Source organism: Xanthomonas axonopodis (assembly GCF_001304695.1).
Lineage (GTDB): Bacteria > Pseudomonadota > Gammaproteobacteria > Xanthomonadales > Xanthomonadaceae > Xanthomonas > Xanthomonas axonopodis.
On the sequence record NZ_JFAQ01000154.1, the window covers coordinates 1 to 18,942 of the forward strand.

General features: G+C 63.6%; 10 protein-coding genes and 2 pseudogenes. 4 read left to right on the forward strand and 8 right to left on the reverse strand.

Annotated features, from left to right (window positions below; genetic code table 11):
• Window positions 1-658: 658 nt before the first annotated feature.
• Complete coding sequence (locus XAXN_RS14495; RefSeq protein WP_054320070.1) at window positions 659-1,600, reverse strand: proline iminopeptidase-family hydrolase; 942 nt, start codon at window positions 1,598-1,600, stop codon at window positions 659-661.
• Between the two features lie 392 nt (window positions 1,601-1,992).
• Window positions 1,993-2,757, reverse strand: coding sequence for a LuxR family transcriptional regulator (locus XAXN_RS14505; protein WP_054320071.1), 765 nt, complete (start codon window positions 2,755-2,757; stop codon window positions 1,993-1,995).
• 192 nt (window positions 2,758-2,949) lie between these two features.
• Here XAXN_RS14505 and XAXN_RS14510 point away from each other — a divergent pair, with 192 nt between their 5' ends.
• The 4 genes from XAXN_RS14510 (at window position 2,950) to XAXN_RS14530 (ending at window position 8,122) form a co-directional block, all read left to right on the forward strand.
• Window positions 2,950-4,332 (forward strand): APC family permease, encoded by a 1,383-nt coding sequence (locus tag XAXN_RS14510; RefSeq protein ID WP_054320072.1) that lies wholly within the window; start codon window positions 2,950-2,952, stop codon window positions 4,330-4,332.
• A gap of 443 nt (window positions 4,333-4,775) precedes the next feature.
• The gene (locus XAXN_RS14520; protein WP_054320073.1) at window positions 4,776-6,173 is read left to right on the forward strand and encodes a trypsin-like serine peptidase; all 1,398 of its coding nucleotides are present in this window, start codon (window positions 4,776-4,778) and stop codon (window positions 6,171-6,173) included.
• A gap of 404 nt (window positions 6,174-6,577) precedes the next feature.
• Complete coding sequence (locus XAXN_RS14525) at window positions 6,578-6,976, forward strand: hypothetical protein (protein WP_054320074.1); 399 nt, start codon at window positions 6,578-6,580, stop codon at window positions 6,974-6,976.
• A 138-nt stretch (window positions 6,977-7,114) separates the two neighbouring features.
• A complete protein-coding gene (locus XAXN_RS14530) occupies window positions 7,115-8,122 on the forward strand; it encodes an MBL fold metallo-hydrolase (protein ID WP_054320075.1) in 1,008 nt (335 codons plus the stop codon).
• Window positions 8,123-8,166: 44 nt separating this feature from the next.
• Here the strand turns inward: XAXN_RS14530 and XAXN_RS14535 are convergent, their stop codons facing one another.
• The 6 genes and pseudogenes from XAXN_RS14535 to soxR form a co-directional block, all read right to left on the reverse strand.
• Window positions 8,167-9,684: a tryptophan halogenase family protein gene (locus tag XAXN_RS14535; RefSeq protein WP_054320076.1), complete on the reverse strand. Its 1,518-nt coding sequence runs from the start codon at window positions 9,682-9,684 to the stop codon at window positions 8,167-8,169.
• Window positions 9,685-9,724: 40 nt separating this feature from the next.
• Window positions 9,725-10,773: pseudogene (locus tag XAXN_RS14540) on the reverse strand (cupin-like domain-containing protein).
• Window positions 10,774-10,777: 4 nt separating this feature from the next.
• Window positions 10,778-11,536, reverse strand: a complete 759-nt coding sequence (locus XAXN_RS14545) for a SapC family protein (protein ID WP_054320077.1) — start codon at window positions 11,534-11,536, stop codon at window positions 10,778-10,780.
• Between the two features lie 326 nt (window positions 11,537-11,862).
• Window positions 11,863-15,021, reverse strand: coding sequence for a TonB-dependent receptor (locus XAXN_RS14550; protein WP_054320078.1), 3,159 nt, complete (start codon window positions 15,019-15,021; stop codon window positions 11,863-11,865).
• A 1,019-nt stretch (window positions 15,022-16,040) separates the two neighbouring features.
• Window positions 16,041-18,050: a M1 family metallopeptidase gene (locus tag XAXN_RS14555; protein ID WP_054320079.1), complete on the reverse strand. Its 2,010-nt coding sequence runs from the start codon at window positions 18,048-18,050 to the stop codon at window positions 16,041-16,043.
• Between the two features lie 218 nt (window positions 18,051-18,268).
• Window positions 18,269-18,714 (reverse strand): annotated as a pseudogene (gene soxR / locus XAXN_RS14560) (redox-sensitive transcriptional activator SoxR).
• Between the last annotated feature and the right edge of the window lie 228 nt (window positions 18,715-18,942).

The window sequence follows — 18,942 nt, forward strand, 5'->3', positions numbered from 1 at the left end:
TTCAAGGGTTTTGTTAGCCGCTCTTAGACACACCGCGGTGTTCTCTTTCCGGGACATGCAAAAGGGACAGAGAAGGACAGCCGGGACAAGACACGCCAATGCCGTGTAATTAGCCCTGTGTTGATCGACGCATGTGCGCGTGCGCCTGCAGACGCTGGCGACGTGCAGTCGTTCGGACGCGCAACGCAATCGCACCCACACCTACATGCGGATCGCAGCGCTAGGCACGGACGCAATCCGCACGCCTGAATCGCAGCTGGCAAACTACATCGCGGTCATGCAATGCAGCATTTGTCTCTATTCGGCACGAACATGCGGACACGAGCTGTCGCGCGCGAGCGCGGCGCAGCGCATCCGAGCACCTGCGCACCTGGCTGCCGGTAGCCTGCGATGCTTCCCACGCTGTGGCGCGAGCACTGCGACGCTCGCACACCAACGCACGCCGGCGGCCTGAAGCGGGCCTGCGCCGATGCTCCGGGCTCAATCGACATAAATGCACAGAACGCGCGCGCGTCGATGGAAGCACTCCAACGCTGCAGCGCCTCTATTGCAGGCAGGGATTGATGGTGTCCTCCCACAGCGACATCATCGCGTCAGGCAGGCAAGCACAGTGCCTTTGATCGGCCCGCTGGCCATCGCCGCACGACGCCCTGCACGCTCACACAGCGCGATTGGCCAGTGCTGACGAGCGCAGCATTTGTCCGCCGGGCCACGGTGCCTGATCGTCCAGGAAATTGCCGACCAGGCGCATGCACGCCGCGCGTTCTTCCACGTGCGGCATGTGGCTGGAATTGGCGAACACGTGCCAGCGCGCATCCGGGATCAACCGCGCATAGGGCTCGACGGTTTCCGGCGTGGCTTCGTCGTCCTTTCCAGACAGCACCAGGGTGGGCGCGGTGATGCGGTGCAGGCGCTCGATGATGCTCCAGTTGCGCAAACTGCCGACCACATGGAATTCGGTCGGGCCGTTCATGGCGTGATACACGGTTGGGTCGGCGTCGATGGCGGCAAATGTCCGCGCCACCTCGGCAGGCCACGGCAGCACGCGACAGACGTGCTGCGCATAGAACACCTGGCTGGCAGCGCGGTAGGCCGGATGGTCCAGCGTGCCGGCGGCTTCGTGCTCGTCCAGTGCGGCCTGGATATCGTCAGGCAGGCGCGCGCGCAGGCGCAGCGCAGCAGCGCGCCACAACCCCATCGAGGCGGGCGAATTGACGATCACCAGCGCTCGCAGGCCGGACGGACGGCGCACGGCATGTTCGGCTGCCAGCATTCCGCCCCAGGAATGGCCCAGCAATGCGTACTGCGACAGCCCCAGATGCGCGATGAGCGTCTGCAGCTCGTCCAGAAACAGCCCCACTGTCCAGAAGCCTGGCTCGGCATTGCGCAGATGGGTGGAATTACCGTTGCCCAGCTGGTCGTAGTGGATCACCGCGCGGCCGTTGGCCGCCAGGTCCCTGAAGCTGTCCACGTAGTCGTGCGTGCACCCAGGGCCGCCGTGCAACACCAGCAGCGGGCAGGCATCCGCGCACAGGTCGCCGGTAATGCGGTACCAGGTGCGGTAGCCGCGGAAGTCGACGTAACCCTCGGTGCACTGCATGACCTGCGCCTGCCTACGGCAATGATGATCCCCGAGCCTAGCGAGCACGCCAATCGGCGTTAACTGGCAAATTTCACAGGTTTGGGTGCGCCCGGATGCGCGGTTGGCGCTGGCCGATAGCCAGTTCGATCGAACGCGTTGCGTCGCCGACTGCGTCGGGTATCGCGCGGCTCAACATCGCTTTTGGATCGAAATGCCGGCTTCGAATCAGCGCATCTATCGCATCTGCGGGTGCCACTGGAATCCATTGGGCCCAAGAACAGATCAGCGTTTAGGACACAGGAGGGTCGCGCCAAAGAAGCGACATTGCATATGCGCCCTGCCGCTCTGAAACCAGCGACGCCGCAGGTACAGCAGGTACCGCAGCCATGCAGGCATGCTCAAAAAAATACTTATAGCTCCAGCAACCTATAGTGCATACAACGCACCACTGCTTCCACGCGATTTCGCGCGCCCAGCTTGCGAGCGGCCGAATTCAGATGCAGGTTTACCGTGGCGGTTGAACGGTTAAGTGCCGCGGCAATCCGTTTGGACGTCAGGCCTTTGGCCGAATACTGCAGGCACTCGCGCTCGCGACGGGTCAGTGCGATGTGGTGGCAACGGCGTTCCTGCGGGTCCAGCAATTCCTGCGCGCACGCCTGGAAGGCGTGGGCCAGCAACAGAAAGGTCAGTAACTGCGCTTCGGCCAAACGCGGCGCTTGTGCAGACGCGGCATCGATGGCACCGCTGAAGGTGGCAAATGCGCCACCGGGCAGATGCAGCGGCACGGTGACACCGGTGTCCATACCGCTATCGCAGAGATAACGGGTCACTTGCCGATGCTGGCCACCCACATATTCCACCTCCGGGCAATGGCCGTCGGTGCGGTACGACCATACGAACGGCGTGGTACGTCGCGTTGCACGCTGCTGAACAGGGTCATGTTGGTAGTACCCGTGCTCGCACCACACATGTTGCATATCGCCCGGCGCATTGCGCTGCATGAACACCGTTGGCGTGATCAGTGCGCCCTCCAGACTCAGAGGCACCGGCGCGTAGTCGTACACCAGCGAATGGAAACCGAGCGCACAGACATCGCGAAATACCCGATCCAGGCAGCTATCGAGCGTCTGCAACGCCTGCAGATCGCAACCCAGGCTGGCCAGAATGTCGAACATGATGATCCTTCGGTACCGGTGGTTGCCAGCTGATGACATCCAGGAGGGAAAACCTAGCACTTTTGCCAATGGATGGGCTTGCCGGCCAGATTATCGTCACAATGCCGGTCACATGGCGGCAACACGGGACGGGCGTTCAGCTCGTCCAGACGCTTGCGTTGCGTGCCGGCATTCCTTTCAGCGGACACCTGCATGACCGACACACCACGCCGCGACGATGCAGCCACGCTGGAACGCTTCGGCTACGCACAGGAGCTCAAGCGGCAGCTCACGCTCAAGGATCTGTTGATCTACGGGCTGGTGTGCATGGTTCCGACTGCACCGTTCTCGATCTTCGGCGGCGTCTTCGACATTAGTGCCGGGATGGTGCCGCTGACCTACCTGGTCGGCTTCGTGGCAATGCTGTTCACCGCACTGAGCTACCAGCAGATGTCGCAGGCATTTCCGGTGGCTGGTTCGGTGTATGCCTATGTCGGGCGAGGACTGAGCAGCGGCATGGGCTTTCTGGCTGGCTGGGCGATTCTGCTCGACTACCTGCTGGTGCCGACCCTGCTGTACGTGGTCGGCGCCAATGCGATGCACACTGTGTTGCCGGCGGTACCGCAGCCGGCGTGGATTGGGTTCTTCGTGGTGCTCAATACGGTGGTGAACCTGCGCGGCATCGAAACCACCGCACGCGCCAATCGCGTTTTCCTGCTTGCGCAGTTGCTGGTACTGGCGGTGTTCGTGGTGCTGGCGACGCTGGCGATCCAGCGCGGCGTCAATGGGGCGTACTGGAGCTGGCGCCCGCTCTACAGCCCACAAGCGTTCTCTCCGCAGCTGGTCTTCAGCGCGTTGTCGGTGGCGGTGGTGTCGTTCCTAGGCTTCGATGCGATCTCCACCATGTCGGAGGAAGCGCGCGGCGGCAACCGCGTGGTGGGGCGCGCAACCTTGCTCGCCTTGCTGATCGTGGCAGGGCTGTTCGTCTTGCAAACCTGGTTGGCGGCATTGCTGCAGCCCACCCTGCAGCGCTACCCCAACGCGCAGGAATCCAACGATGCGTTCTTCGAGATCGGGCGCTTGATCGCCGGGCCGTGGCTGCAGATCGTCATTGCGCTCACGGTGGCGGTCAGCGCGGCAATCGCCAATTCATTGGTTGCACAGGCGGCGACGTCGCGGCTGTTGTTCGCCATGGCGCGCGACCGGCAGTTGCCGGCCTTCCTGCGCTACATCCACCCGCGCACCGGCGTGCCGCAGCGTGCGATCCTGCTGGTGGCGGGCCTGAGCCTGGTACTGGGTGAAGTCTTCGTCGGGCAGATCGCGTTGCTGTCGTCGCTGTGCAACGTCGGCGCACTGAGCGCCTTCGTGTTGCTGCATATCGCCGTACTGTGGCACTTCCGCACCCAGGGCCGGCATGTGCTGCACGGCGTGGTGCCCTTGATCGGGATCGGCATCCTGGCGTACGTGCTGCTCAATGCCGACCTGCATGCACAACTGGGCGGCGCTGCGTGGATGGCGGTGGGGCTGACGGTCCTGGCGTTTCTGAAACTCAGCGGACGCTCCACCGAATTCCGCGCCAGCGACACACTGGAGTAGCCGCGACAGCAGCGCTGAAGGTTGCACCGCCGTATTCCACCAGGCCAGCCAGGTCCTGCGATCCATCGCATTCGCCTTGCGGCGATCTGCATGCGTCATCAGACGCCACAAGCGCGATGCCGCAGATGCCGGCATCAACACGATGGAGGACGCATGGCGCATGCGCGAAGCGCTTCGCGCGCGTTGCAAGCCGCCGGCCCACACAACGGTCTCCATCGCCATTGCGTGCGCCCGCGCACTCGCAAGAGCGACTCACCGCATGCAAGACACCGCACATCGATACGCGAAAACGCGATTGTATTTACCGCAACTATATCTACGAACGAGATTTTCAGCACACATTCAGCCTTGAACTTTCGCTAGGCTCGTTCGGCGCCAACGATGGCGCGCGCTTGTTGCAGCCCCCGCTGCAGCCTGGCGATCCTTGACGAGAAGGACTACCCATGAATCGCAAGAACGCGATGTATCTGGCGTTGTTTTCCGCTATTTCCGGCACCGCAGCGGCTGCCCCGCCGACCGAGATGGATGCAGCGCCGGTCACCACCGCGCCGCAGGCGGCCAAGCTTGGTGCGGCAACGTTGCAATCGGCAAGCTTGCGCGGCGGCGTTCTGCCCACGCGCGTGGTGCAACTCACTGCCCCCACCAGTGCCGAGATCGGCCGTGTACGCGAGCGTCGCATTGCGCAGGTCAAGCATGGACAGCCGTTGCAGATCGGTTTTTCGCGTGCAGTCGCACAGCCGACGGTGAACCTGTCCAAACTCGATTGGCAGATGGCTCCCGATGGCTCGCGCGTGGCCAGCCTCAAAGTGAGCTCCGCACAGGCGGTATCGCTGCGTGCATCGCTGGTACTGCGTGGCGCCGGTGCAACGCCTGGCGACCCGTCCAGGGTGACGCTGCGCTTTGCCGGCAACGATGGTCGCGTGTTCGAGCAATCCGGCGCCAGCTTTGCTGCCAGCGGCAACGATATCGGCTGGTCGCCGACGGTGAGTGGAGAAGACCTGCTGGTCGAATTGTCGCTGCCGGCCGGGTTGTATCCGGAGAACTTCAGCCTCAGCATTCCGCAACTGTCGCATCTGGATATCAGCCCCACTGCCAGCCCGCGCGACGTGATGACCATTGCCATCGGCGAGAGCGATTCGTGTCAGAACGATATCGTCTGCCGCGCCAATCCCACAACCGGCTTTACCAGCGCCGCAAAAGCGGTGGCGCGCATGGTATTCACTACCAGCCAGGGCTCGTTCCTGTGCACCGGCACGCTGCTCAACAACGCCAACTCGCCCAAACGCAACCTGTTCTGGACCGCGGCGCATTGCATCAGCACGCAGACCGTGGCCAACACCTTGCAGACCTACTGGTTCTACGATGCGGCCAGCTGCAATGGCAGTAAGGCCAGCTCGCAGGCAACCACATTGACGGGCGGCGCGTTCCTGCGGTATGCCAACACCACGCGCGACACGGCATTGCTGGAGCTGAAGACCGCACCGCCAAGCGGTGCGTTCTACGCAGCGTGGAATAGCGCGGCGATCGGTTCCACCGGCACCTCGATTGTCGGCATCCACCACCCATCAGGCGACGTCAAGAAGTATTCGCTGGGTACGGTGAATGCACTGAGCAGCTCCATCGATGGCAAGAGCCCGCTCTATCGCGTGGTGTGGAGCGATGGTGTGACCGAAGGCGGCTCGTCCGGCTCGGGCCTGTTCACCGTCGCCAGCGGGGGCGCCTACCAACTGCGTGGCGGCCTGTACGGCGGAATGTCGTATTGCAGCGCGCAGACGTCCCCGGATTACTACTCGCGCTTCTCGGACGTGTATTCCACCATTTCCACCTACTTCGGCCAATAAGCGGTAAGCCGCGTGGCAGGCGACCTTGCGCGCCTGCCACGCTTGATCGCGCGTCGCCCGGCAATCCGTTTGCCGGGCGACGCGTCTTCGGCTAAGCGATCGGTGCATGCGTTGATCCGTGCACTGCAATGTCCGCGCGCCGTCGAATGACACTACCCTCTTCTTGCCACAGACTCATGGCAACGGCGTGATGCGCTCGCGCGAGGCATCGTTCCACGGCTATTTTTTGCGCCTTCCTCAACAAGCTCGTCGGTGTGCTGTTGCCGGCAGGTTGGGTGTAGAAGTTCCACTTCGGCCAATCGGGCAATGCCTGATTGACCTCGACTGCACCAACGCCGCGCTACCAGCGCCGAGCAGCGCAATGATGCAGACTGATGGGGTCTGTTCCTTCACAACGGCCGCCCATGGTTCGCGCACGTACCACACTGTTCGTTATCACCCTTGCTGCCTTGGCGCTGCAACCGCCTGCCCTGGCGGCCGGCAAGCCGGCCGATCGCGAGGACATCAAGGCCTACGCGCTGCAGCGATGCCTGGATAACAACTACACGCGTAGCGGCAAGTACGCAACCGATCAGCTGCGCGACCGCTCGTATCTGCTCACCACCTACGCGATGGACAACGCCAAGACCGGCGCAACCGACCGCCTGCACCGCTTTGTCGACGCCAACACGGCGGGTTTGGACAAGAGCGAAGTCCCGATGAAGGACGAGGTGCGCCGCGGCCCGTTCAATCGTATCTTCGCGCAATGCATGGTGTTCTATCGTTCGCCGGCGTTGAATCAATTCATTGCACGCGAATTCTGAGCGTGGCGGCGTAGGCAGCGGAAGAAATAGCGCCTGGACGGCTGTTTTCCGATCGCTGCCAGCGACGCCTGCCGTATTGTGTAGACAATACGCAGCCTTGCATCGGTACGTAACCCCCGCGCATCGACACGAGCCACAATGACCACCTTCCAGCCATCCTGCTCCCGTCGCGCGCTGCTGCGCACTGCATTCGCTGCGAGTGCGCTGACTGCGGTGGGGCAGCTCGGTGCCGCTGCGCGTCCGCCGGTGCGACACACATCCGCCAAGCCCGACCCCGAACCGCCTGCAGCTTTTCCGGCCAAGGGCAGCGTGCTGGTGCTGCTGGGCACCAAGGGTGGCCCGACACCCTCGCCATCGCGGGCGGCGGCCGCCAATGCCCTGGTCATCGACGGGCAACCGTATCTCATCGATTGCGGCAACGGCGTGGCGCAGCAACTGGCCAAGGCTGGCATTCGACTGCCCATGCTGCGCGATATCTTTCTGACCCACCACCATTCCGACCACAACGCCGATCTGCTCAACGTGGTGTGGCTGGCCTGGGCCAGTGGCCTGCAGACGCCGGTGCATCTGTATGGCCCACCCGGTATTGCCAGGATGGTGGATGCGTTTGTTCAGATGAATGCCATCGACATCCAGGCACGCATCCGTGAGGAAGGCCGCCCGCCGTTCGAAGCACTGGTTCATGTGCATGAGTTCGACCAGCCCGGCACCGTCCTGAAGAACGATCAGGCCACCGTCACTGCCACCTTGGTGGACCATTACACGCTCAAGCCGGCGTTTGCCTATCGGTTCGAGGCGCCCGGCCGCAGCGTGGTGTTTTCCGGCGATACGCGCTACCTACCCGCGCTGGCCGAGTTCGCGAAGAACACCGACGTGCTGGTGCACGAGGTGATGTATCTACCGGCGCTGCAAACGATGCTCAACACCAACGACAACGCGCCCACATTGCTCGACCATCTGCTCAAGAGCCACTCCACCAGCGAAGAGGTCGGCATGATTGCGGCTGCGGCCAACGCGAAGATGCTCGTGCTCAGTCACTTCGTCCCCGGTGGCGATGCATCCATCACCGACGCGTTGTGGAGCGAAGGCGCGCGCAAGCATTACGCCGGGCCGATCGTGGTGGGCAAGGATCTGATGCGGCTGTAGCGCGGGCGCGCACTGCGCCCGCCCGCAGCGATCCAATGCCGGCCCTAGGCAGGCACCGGGCTGCGCATCCCCCACACCTGTTCGCCTGCCTTGCAGTAGCGCTCGATGAAGGTCTGCTGCGAGGGCATCTGCTGCACGGCGTGCTGGATCGGCTGGGCAATACCCTCGAGCAGGCGACGCAGGTCGTGATCGGAAAATGCGCACGTCAGCGGGTGATGCTGCTCGGGCGCAATGCCCTGCCCCATCAGCACGTGGGTCCAGGAATCGACACGGAACAACTCATCGGCACCCTGCCAGGCGTGCGCGCGTTCGCGCCAGGCACGCAGGCGCAGCGCAAGCGATTCGGGCAGTTCCATCTGCCGGCATTGCTGCCATAACGGTTCCTCGCGCTGGGTGGCGTGGTAGTGCAAGGTGACGAAGTCGCGCACGTGCTCCATTTCAGCGCGGCTGACGTCGTTGAACAGCTGCACCTGCGAGGGCGCAATACCTTCGGCCGGAAACAGCGCCAGCAGCCGCACCACTGCAGAGATGGTGAGATGGATGCTGGTGGATTCCAGCGGCTCGATAAAACCGCTGGCCAGACCGAGCGAAACCACATTCTTGTTCCAGGCCTTGAGCCGGCGGCCGGTGCGGAACGGCACCATCCAGGGGTCCTTGACGGCAAGCGCGGCCACATCGCGCAGCAGCTTGGCGTGCGCTTCGTCATCGGACAGGTGCTCACTCGAAAACACCAGGCCGTTGCCGACGCGATGCTGCAACGGAATATGCCAGCGCCAGCCGGCTTCATGCGCGATGGCGCGGGTGTAAGGCACCGGTGGACCGAGGGCTTCGGTCTGCACCGCCACCGCACGGTCGCACGGCAGCCAATGGCTCCAGTCTTCGTAGCCGGTGTGCAGCGTCTGCTCGATCAGCAGACCGCGAAAGCCGCTGCAATCGATGAACAAATCGCCTTCGATCACTTGCCCGCCTTCCAGCACCAGGCTGGCAACATCGCCGCTGTGCGGCTGCACGGTCACCTGCTGAATCCTGCCTTCGACACGCGTGACGCCACAGGCCTCGCTGCGCGCGCGCAGGAACCTCGCATACAGCGCCGCATCCAGGTGATAGGCGTAATTGACTGCCGGCTCGCCCTGCAGCGCAAAACGGTCCACGCGCGAGGCCACCGTTTCCAGGCAGTAATCGCCGAAGCTGCCCGGCATGCCGCGGCGCTGGCTTTCCAGCCACAGATGATGAAACGCGCACACCAGGGTGCTCTGCCCGGTGATGCCGAACGGATGGATGTAGCGCTCGCCCTGGCGGCGCCAATGCTCGAAGGAGATCGACAGCTTGAAGGTACCTGCCACCGCACGCAGGAATTCCTGCTCGTCGATCTGCAGAAACCGGTGGAAGGTGCGGATGGGCGGCACCGTGGATTCGCCCACACCGACGGTGCCGATCTGCTCGGACTCGACCAGGATGATGTCCAGCAAATTGCGGAATTGATGCGAAAGCGCACAGGCAGCGATCCAGCCGGCCGTTCCACCACCGGCGATCACCACCTTGCGAATCTGAGCCTGAGTCACTGCGCACTCCTGTGGAATGGGTTGAGGGCGGCGCTGCACATCAGCGGTTCAACTTGCCGATCAGCAAGGCGCGCAGCTGCCGCGACAGCATGGGGTCGATCGGGCCGAGTGCATGCCGCGCCGGTTCGGGAAGATGTTCGCCGGCCTGCTCGGCAGGGCCCCGAACACGTAGTAATCGAACAACGCGCGCCAGGCCTGTTTTTCCGCTGCGGGACGGTCGCGAATGGCCCACAGCGCGTGATACAGCGCCGGCATCGCGGCAGGCAGGTGCGCTGGCGCACTGCTCCACCAGTAATTGATCAGCACGTTGAACGGATGCAGCGATTGGACGTGGTGCCACCACATGCTGGGAATGAACAACGCATCGCCCGGCTCCAGCACGACGTTGCGTGCATGCGGCAAGGCATCGGCAAAACGCGGAAAGCGTTGCAGATCCGGGTTGGCAAAATCGACCATGCTCACCACCTGCCCGCCCGGCGTGGGATCAAGGGGGCCCGGATACAGATTGGCGACCTGCTCGGGCGGAAACAGCGTAAAGCGCCGTTGCCCGACCGCGCAGCACGCCAGATTATCCAGCGCATCGTAGTGGCACGAGGCGATCACGCGGTTGCCGATCCAGACGCTGGGCTGTACGGGGCCGCCATTGGCAGCGACATCCAGATCGTTGTGGGCGCGCAAACCTGGCAGATTGGCGTCCACCGGCAACGAGGCCAGGTAATAGGTGGGCGGATGCGGGTCATCACGATGTGCCGCAATGGCATCCAGCAAGGTGCTTACGCTGCCGCGCTGCACCTGGAAGTTGAGCGCGCTGCAATCGTCGCGATAGAACGGGCGGCTGCCGATCTCCGGGCCGCCGTAGGAATACTGCAAGAGACGACCGGTGTCGTGCGCGCGCAGCAGCGCCATGGCTTCATCGGCGCTGCGCAGCCCGGCCTGCACCAGCGACCAGTTGCGCGCAACGCCACGCAGCACCACCGGCTCGGCGGCCTCGCAAAGTGCCGCCAGCGGCAATGCCTCAGGATCGCAGTCGCTGCGCTCGGCAATGGCGGCGCCTGCGGCGACAGACAGATCGGTTGCGCGTGCGGCCATATGCTCAGGCGTACGCGGAAACGGGGTCGCTGTGCGACTGCTGCAAGCGGCGGTGCTTTTCGGCCATCAGCCGGCGCACATTGTGCAGCGAGGCCAGCATCAGGAAGGCACCTTCCAGATAGCCCGCCTGATGCAACTGCTGCAGCGCTTGTGCATCCAGGGCGGCAAGCCGCTCGCGGTCGATGGCGAACAAGCCTTGCAACTGCGTGGCATGGCTGGCATCCAGCGCAACGTCCAGGCGCACCGGCTGAATCAGGCCGAGCGCGTCGAAGGCGGCCGCCATTGCTTGCCCTGCGTCCACGCCATCGCGGATGCCGCGCAACACGCCGATGATGTGTTCCAGATACGGGCTATGCCCGCCTTGCGGCAGGAACACCGCCTCGCCCTCGCTGCGGCTGATGCGCGGATGTTCCAGGTCGACATGGATCACCGACTCCTGCACCAGGGCCCCGTCAACATGTTGCTCCTGGAAACCGATCAGGAACGGCCCCTTGGCAACGATGCCCGGCAGGTAGCTGGCATTCCAGCGCCCATCCTGCAGAAACAGGTTCTCGTCCTGTGCAAAGCCCAGCAGCGCCACCGGCTGGTAACCACTTCCGGCCGGATCCTTGCGGAAGAACAGCGGGTACTCGCGCTGCAGCTCGGCATATTCGGTGACGAAGGCCGGCACCACGCCGACCGCATCGCCAAATTCCGCACCAAAGCGCAGGATCACGCGCAGGTCGTGATGCGCCACGTTGTTGAGCACTGCGTATCGCGTCATCTAAAACTCCAGCAACCATCCGTTGCGGAGGGCTGCAGTCATGAAGGAATTCGATCGCACGCATTCCCAGCGTGCATATCGATGCTGAGCATTGCCAAAAATGCGTGCGCCGGCAAGCCGCAGGGCAGCAACACGCTACGTCACGGCGTAGCCGGCAAGTGAGCATGCGTGCGCACTGCAAGGCCGACTGCATATCCACCGACGGCACGGGCACTGCAGCAATACACGGCCAGAGACGGCAGGCGAGCAACAGCGCAATAACCGGTTGCGGCCGCCACCACACGATGGCGGCCGCAGGATCTACGGCTGGAACAACGCGTGATGGTTCAGAACGCGTACCGCACGCCCAGCGTGTAACGTGGCTGCTGGTCGATCAGGCGGATGATCTGCTTCTCCGAGCGGCCGTGCCAACGTACGTCTTCACCGGTCAGGTTGATTGCCTCGAAGCCCACCGACAGCTGCTTGTTGAATGCGTAGCTGACGCTCAGGTCGAACTGCTGGTACGGCTCGACGTAGTACGGGTTGCGGTTGGCATTGTCCTGGTTGGCAGCGATCAGGTATTCGTCACGCCAGTTCCAGGCCAGGCGTGCGCTCCAGCCATACTTTTCGTACATCAGCATGACGTTGGCGGTGTCGCTCAGGCCGAGCAACGCGAACTGATCGCGATCGATGACGGTGTTATCGAACGCCACATCCCCTTCCACGATGGTGTAGTTGGCGTAGATGCCGAAACCGGTGCTACCGAAGAAGTACTGCCCGCCGAGTTCCCAGCCGTGGATGTTGGCCTTGTTTTGATTGATCGGCCGGGACACGTCGAACTGATACAGGGGGTCGGAGGCATTGCCGGCGATATCGTAGGCATTCTCCAGCGCAAGGCTCTGCGCCGAACTGCCATTGTAGGCGCTCAGCCCGCCGGTGGCAGCGGCATTGCGCAGCAGCGCCATGGCCGCAAACAGCGAGGTGTCGTTGGCCGAGCATGCGCCCGCGACGTCGTTGCCGGCCGCGCCCACCTGGGCGGCGCAGGCACCGCTTTGCAGGAACGCCAGTGCGGCCTGGGCATCCGGCCCCGAGGTGGGATCGGTCAGTCCGTACAGCGATTCACGCGTGACGGTATTGCCGATGAAATTGCTCACGCGCTTGTTCCAGAACGTGGCCGAGACGTAGCTGGCGTCGGCGAAATACCATTCCAGTGCCAGATCGAGGTTGTCCGATTCCAACGGATCGAGCGTGGGCGTCTGCGAGTCGCCACCGGCGCGGTTGGACGGGTTGATCAGGATCGAGCCGTTGGGTGTGTTGGGCGTGGGTCCGGCGATCAGATTGTTGTACGGTGCGCGCGCGATGGTCTGGCCGAACGAGGCACGGCCTTTCAGCGAATCGGTGAAATCGATGCTGAAGTCCATGTTGGGCAGGATGTAGTTGTAGCTGGTCTTCTCGCTGAAAGGCTGCTGGTCGGTGGAACGGATCAACTGGAAATCGTTGTTGGACAGCCACAGCAGCGCGGTCGGCGTGGCCACCTGCGAGGTGGACTCCACGTCGGTGCGCTCGTAGCGCAGACCCAGGCGCGTATTGGTAGTCATCCCGGCGATGGCACCGGCAATTTCCAACTGCACGTAGGCCGCACGGGTCTTTTCTTCCACGCGGTTGTCGGCGGTGTATTGCGGGTTGTAACGCGTGGTCGCGCCGTACTGGCTTCCGCCCCACAGCGCCAACTGGTCGGCATCGCCACGCCATGCACTGGACGCCGCGCCGGTGGGATTGAAATCCTTGAACATGCCGGTGATGCTCACCGGTTGCAGCAATGCGACCATTCCCGGCTCGTTACCCGCATTGGCCACGCCCCAATCGCCCAGCGGCGAGTTGGTCTCGCTGACTCGGCGTTGCATGGTGGTGTTGGTGGAACTCACGCCAAACTGGAAGCGCCCGTCGTCGAAGTCGAACTTTCCGTCCAGGCGCCCTTCCTTGGTTTCGGTCACCTGCTTCTGATAGAAAATGCGCAGCACCTGCGAGCCGAGCTCGGCGGGCGTGAAGGCAGGATTGACCACGCCATTGGCGTTTGCCAGCGAATCGGCCGCAGTGGGGTACCAGGTGCGTGCGCCGATCGGCAAGGAATTGTTGAACCACAGTTCCTGCCCCCATTGGCCGCCGCAGTACGGCCCATTGGTGCAGTTATTGGTGCCAGCGAAGCTGAAATAGGTCGCGCTGCCGCCGGTGGTCGGGTCGTTGGGGAAGCTTTGCGTCTTGGAATTGTGCGCATCGAAGCTCAACTGGAAGCGGTCGCTCACCTGCCAATCGGCATTGAAGCCCAGCGAGCCGAGCGTGTACTTCTGCTCGTTGCGCTGTTGCTCCATGCCAAAGTCCTTCGCGCCGTTGGGCACATCGCGCAGATAGACCGGCGTGGCCACGGCCTGGTCGGTATCGAAGGTCAGGTCGGTAAAGCTGTTGGCGCGTTGCAGCCAGATGCCCTGCTCGCCGCGCTCTTCGCGAATTTCGTTGGCCGAGTAGGTGTAATCCAGGGTCAGGGTCAGGCTGTCGGTCGGTGCGAACTGCATCACCGTCTGGCCATTCATGCGTTCGCGCTGGAAATCGGCGAACGCATAGCGCAGATCGTTGGGCATGCCGTACAACTGGCCGATCGCCGGGGCGTTGGTCACCACCGCGTCCGGGCGCAGCGCAGGGTCAGTGCCGGTCCAGCGCTGGATATTCCAGGTATTTTCGGTGGCCTGCACCGAACCGCCGTGGCGCTTCTGGTAGCTGGCGCTCAAGCCGATACCAAAGGTCTTGTCCGGGTTGGTGTAGCTGAAGATGCCCGACACTTCCGGAGTGAGCGAATCGCCAAAGGGCTCGGAGCGGTCGGACACCATCTTGGCGCCGGCATTGGCCACCACGCCATCGTGATTGAACGGCTTGTCGGTCTGGATGTTGATCGTCGCACCGATCCCGCCGCTGGGCGCGGTTGCGCGGCTGGTCTTGAACACCTCGATGCCGGTGATCGCTTCGGAGGCGAGCTGGGCGAAGTTGAACGCGCGCGTGCCGACATCCACGCCGCCGATCGGCGTCTGGCCGGGCGCACCGAACGCATCGGCACCGGGGATCAGGCGGCCGTTGAGGGTGACGGTGTTGAACTGCGGGCCGAAGCCGCGTGCGGTGACCTGCGCGCCTTCGCCATCGCGGCGTTCGATGGAAATACCGGTGATGCGTTGGAGCGATTCGGCCAGGTTGGTGTCCGGAAACTTGCCGATGTCTTCGGCGCTGATCGCATCCACCACGCCGGCGGCATCGCGCTTGATGCCCATCGATTGGTTGAGGCTGTTGCGGATACCGGTCACGTTGACTGCATCCAGGGTGGTGGCGGAATCGCTGCTGGACTGCGGCGCCGGCGCGGGCGGCGGAGCGACATCCTGTGCAAAGGCGGGATTGATGACCAACAGGCCACCAACGAAGGTGAACATGGCCTTCGACTTGAAGCTGTTCAACGTACGACGCATCGATGTGTCCTCGGGAGTAGGGTCCAACCGCCAACGGCCGATATCGCGGCATGCGATACGGCGGAATCGTGGCCACTGCCCGGCAGGCCGTGACCAACGCTGCTGCAACTGCTGGAGCCACCAATCCAACGCCATGCATTTGTCGTGCGGGCCCAGCCAGCGCCTGGATCGGACATGCTCTGCTGGCATCTCCCTCCTTTCACCGCGCCACACGCACCACGCGACAACCGCTCTACGTTGTGTCAGTTGCCCTCGATCTGTCCCCTAGCACGCAGGCTGCCGATCGCCCCTTCGACCGTCGACCTGCGGTGTGCATGCACATCTACCCGCGGCAGCAACGGCATGCTTCGCCACTATCGCGTTTGTTGCGGGTTCTTTGCACGGCGTGTCAGCCAGTGATAGCGCTAACATGCCACGCAGCCTAGTCAGGGCACGAAGGGCTTGTCACCGTGCGATGCAGCATAGTGATAGCTGTGCACTGTTGCAGCCGATACCGCAGTCGCTTGAGTCCGCATGCGGTTTTCAATGCTGGCGGGGCTGTAAGCGTTATCACGCCATTACGCAAAAACCGTTGGGTCGAACGGTGAAATTTGCTTAATGAACGTGTCGGGCTGGAGCCGGATGCGGTGACTGCGCAAACCTCGGATCAACGACCAGCGCCGCGCGTGTCGAATTGAGCGATGCACCGACCACGGCAGTGCGCTGCATGCGTGTGAAGATTGCTCGTCGCCTGTGTGTCAGTGCAGCGACACGGATCGCGCGCGAAGAAGATGGCGCACTCTCCGCAATCGATTGCGCCGCGTTTTGGCAGCCGACAAAACGCAGTAAGTCGTCGTCGGGCGAACCCTCGAACCCGCACACGAGCCGCGGCGTCTGCATGCTGCCGATCGATGCCGGGCAACTGCTGCGCCCGCATGGTGGTCAACGCAGGCGATTGTTTCCGTGCCCGGCGCTTGCTACACGCAGCCGCCGACGCGACCGTGATGCGGCCACGTCGGCGCACATGCCCAGCGCACTGCTTAGCCGGTCACGTCCACACGTGCATCGCTGCGGTCGGCATCCGGCAATACATGGTCCGGGTCCAAGGTGACGTGCAGCACTTTCTGGGTGGTCGGCAGAGTCAGCGTGGGCGTGGTGGTCTGCAGCCAGGTTTCCACCGGCACGCGCCGGTCCAGATGGCTGCCATCGGCCAGATCCACACGCAGGGTCGCCGGCATCACCAACTTCTGCCGGCTGCGCAATGTGACTTGCACGCCTTTGGCCGGGTCGTGGTCGACGTAATGCGCGTCGGTGATGCCCATGTCCAGCTGCCAATTGTTGAGATACCAGCCGCGCCACCACCAGGACAGATCTTCGCCACTTTCGCTTTCCATCAGCCGGAAGAAGTCAGAGGGCGTGGGATGCTTGTATGCCCAAGTGGCGATGTATTTGCGAAACGCAGGATCAAAACGCGCCGGGCCCAGGATCTGCTCGCGCAACAGCACCAGGCCCAGTGCACCCTTGAAGTAGGTCAGCGGATGACGATAGGTCTCGCTGGTGGAATCGGCGTTGTCCATCAGCGTCGGCGCGCGGGTGTCGGCCAGCAGCGGCAGGATTTCGTCGACCGGGTTACCGCCTTTGGGCGCGTATTCGGAATCGCGCTTGGGCGCGTATTCGCCATTGTTGAATGCATCCGATGCATACACGTCGATGAAGGTATTGAAGCCTTCATCCAGGAACGCATGCCGGCGCTCGTTGGAGCCGACGATCATCGGGAACCAGGTGTGGCCGATTTCATGCGCGGTGATCCAGAACAAATCCTTGCCGCCGTCTTCGAAGCCGTCGAAGACGATGCCCGGGTATTCCATGCCGGCCCCATAGCCACCCAGGTTGATCGCTGCCGGCCAAGGGTACGGATACCACTGCGAAAAATGCTCGATTGCGCCTTTGACGTATTCGGTCGAGCGGTTCCACTTGTCTGCGCCCACACCCTCTACCGGGTACACCGACATCGCAAGCGCGTGCTTGCCGCCCGGCAGATTGATGCGCGCCGCGTCCCAGACGAATGCCGGCGATGCGGCAAATGCGACATCGCGGGTGTGATCCATATGGAAGCGCCAGGTTTGCGTGCCCTTGCCCGCCGGCTTGGCCGCACGTGCCGTTACCTCGGCAGGCGTGCGGATCAGCACGGTGCGGTCGCTGCTGCCGGCTTGCTCCAGGCATTGCTGTTCGGTGCGGCTGAGCACGTCCTGCGGATTGGTCAGCGCACCGGAGCCGGCGACCAGAAAGCCCTCCGGCACGGTCACTGCGTAGTCGAAATTGCCGTACTCCAGGTAGAACTCCGATCCCAGATACGGTTGCGTGTCCCAGCCACGCAGATCGTCGTACACCGCCATGCGCGGATACCACTGCGCGATCTCGTAGATCTCGCCTTGCTTGCTGGCACTCACCGCGGTGCGCCCGCCCCAGGTGCCGGGGATCGTGTAGCGGTAACGGATGTGCACGGTGAGTGCCTTGCCCTGCCCGGCCAAGGGCTGCGGCAGATCCACCCGCATGCGGGTGTCGTCGACGATGAAGTGCGCTGACTGGCGGCGCCCGCCCTGATCGATCTCGACACTGGCGATCTGCATGCCATCGGTGAACTCTTTGCGCCTGAGCGACCGGCTGGCGGCAGCGCGCGCGTCGGCGCGGAAGATGTTCTGGTCCAGTTGCAGCCACAGCACGTCCAGCGTGTCGGGGCTGTGGTTGGTGTAGGTGATGGCGGCCTCGCCGCTGAGGGTGTGCGTTGCCGGGTCGATGCTTGCGCTGAGGTCGTAATCGGCGCGGTTCTGCCAGAACGCCGGGCCAGGTACGCCGCTGCCGCTGCGATAGGCATTGGGAGCGTCGGGCAATTGCAGGGGCGCGAACAAGGCCAGCGGATCGAACACGCTTGCGGGAGAATGCGTGGCGGCTGTGGCGGCGCTGGCTGACGCGGCGGCGGCAAGCGCCGGCGCAGTGACGCAGGCCAGCGACAATGCAACGGTGAGTGATCGGCGCACGGTGGGGGTCATGCGACATCCTGCGGCGGTGGGGATTCCCATCCTACGGCGCAGATTGCCGCGCGCGGGAATGCCATTGGTCCCGGTTGCGGCTGCCTGAGGTTTCGGAGGTGGCCGCCACTGGCTGCTTTGGTGGAGCGCCAGCCACGCACCGCACGCGCAGATTGCCCGCGCTACGCCAGCCCCTCCCCTGCACAGCCCGGTGCGACGGGACGGCTGGCAAGGCCAACTTACTCCGCGATCAGACCACCCAACCGCAACGCCCCCTCACCACTGTGGCCCATGACATCGTCCGGATTACTCAGGCGGCAGCGGCGCAGCGACAGGCAGCCGCAGCCGATGCGGTCGGTGAGCTGGTCGCGCAGGGCCTGCAGTTCGTCGATGCGCGCGTCCAGCTGGCCCCGCCAGCGCGCCGACATGCGCGCCCACTCCGCACGCGTGGGCGTGCGTTGATCCGGCAGCACGGAGAAGGCATCGAGCACCTGCTGCAGCGGCACACCCAGTCGCTGCGCCACGCGAATCACCGCGATCCGCCGCAGCACATTGCGCGCATAACGGCGCTGGTTGCCGGCAGTGCGCAGGCTGCTGATCAAGCCTTTGCGCTCGTAGAAGTGCAGCGCCGACACCGCAACACCACTGCGCTTGGCCACTCGCCCACGGACAACTCACGCTGCATTGCCTTGACCTCAACCTAGGTTGAGGCAGGATGCTGCGCGGCCATCGCCGGTGCAGGCACCGGTCACGGTTCTACACACGTTTCGTTCCTGGATATTTCGATGCCGACCGAGAGACCGATCACTGCCGCAGCGCTGTCGATCCAAACACAGCCCACTTCCATCCTGGCCGCTCCGTACCGCGCGGCGACGCTGGGCTAGGCGTCACCTCACCGCCCGCTCCAGTGCAG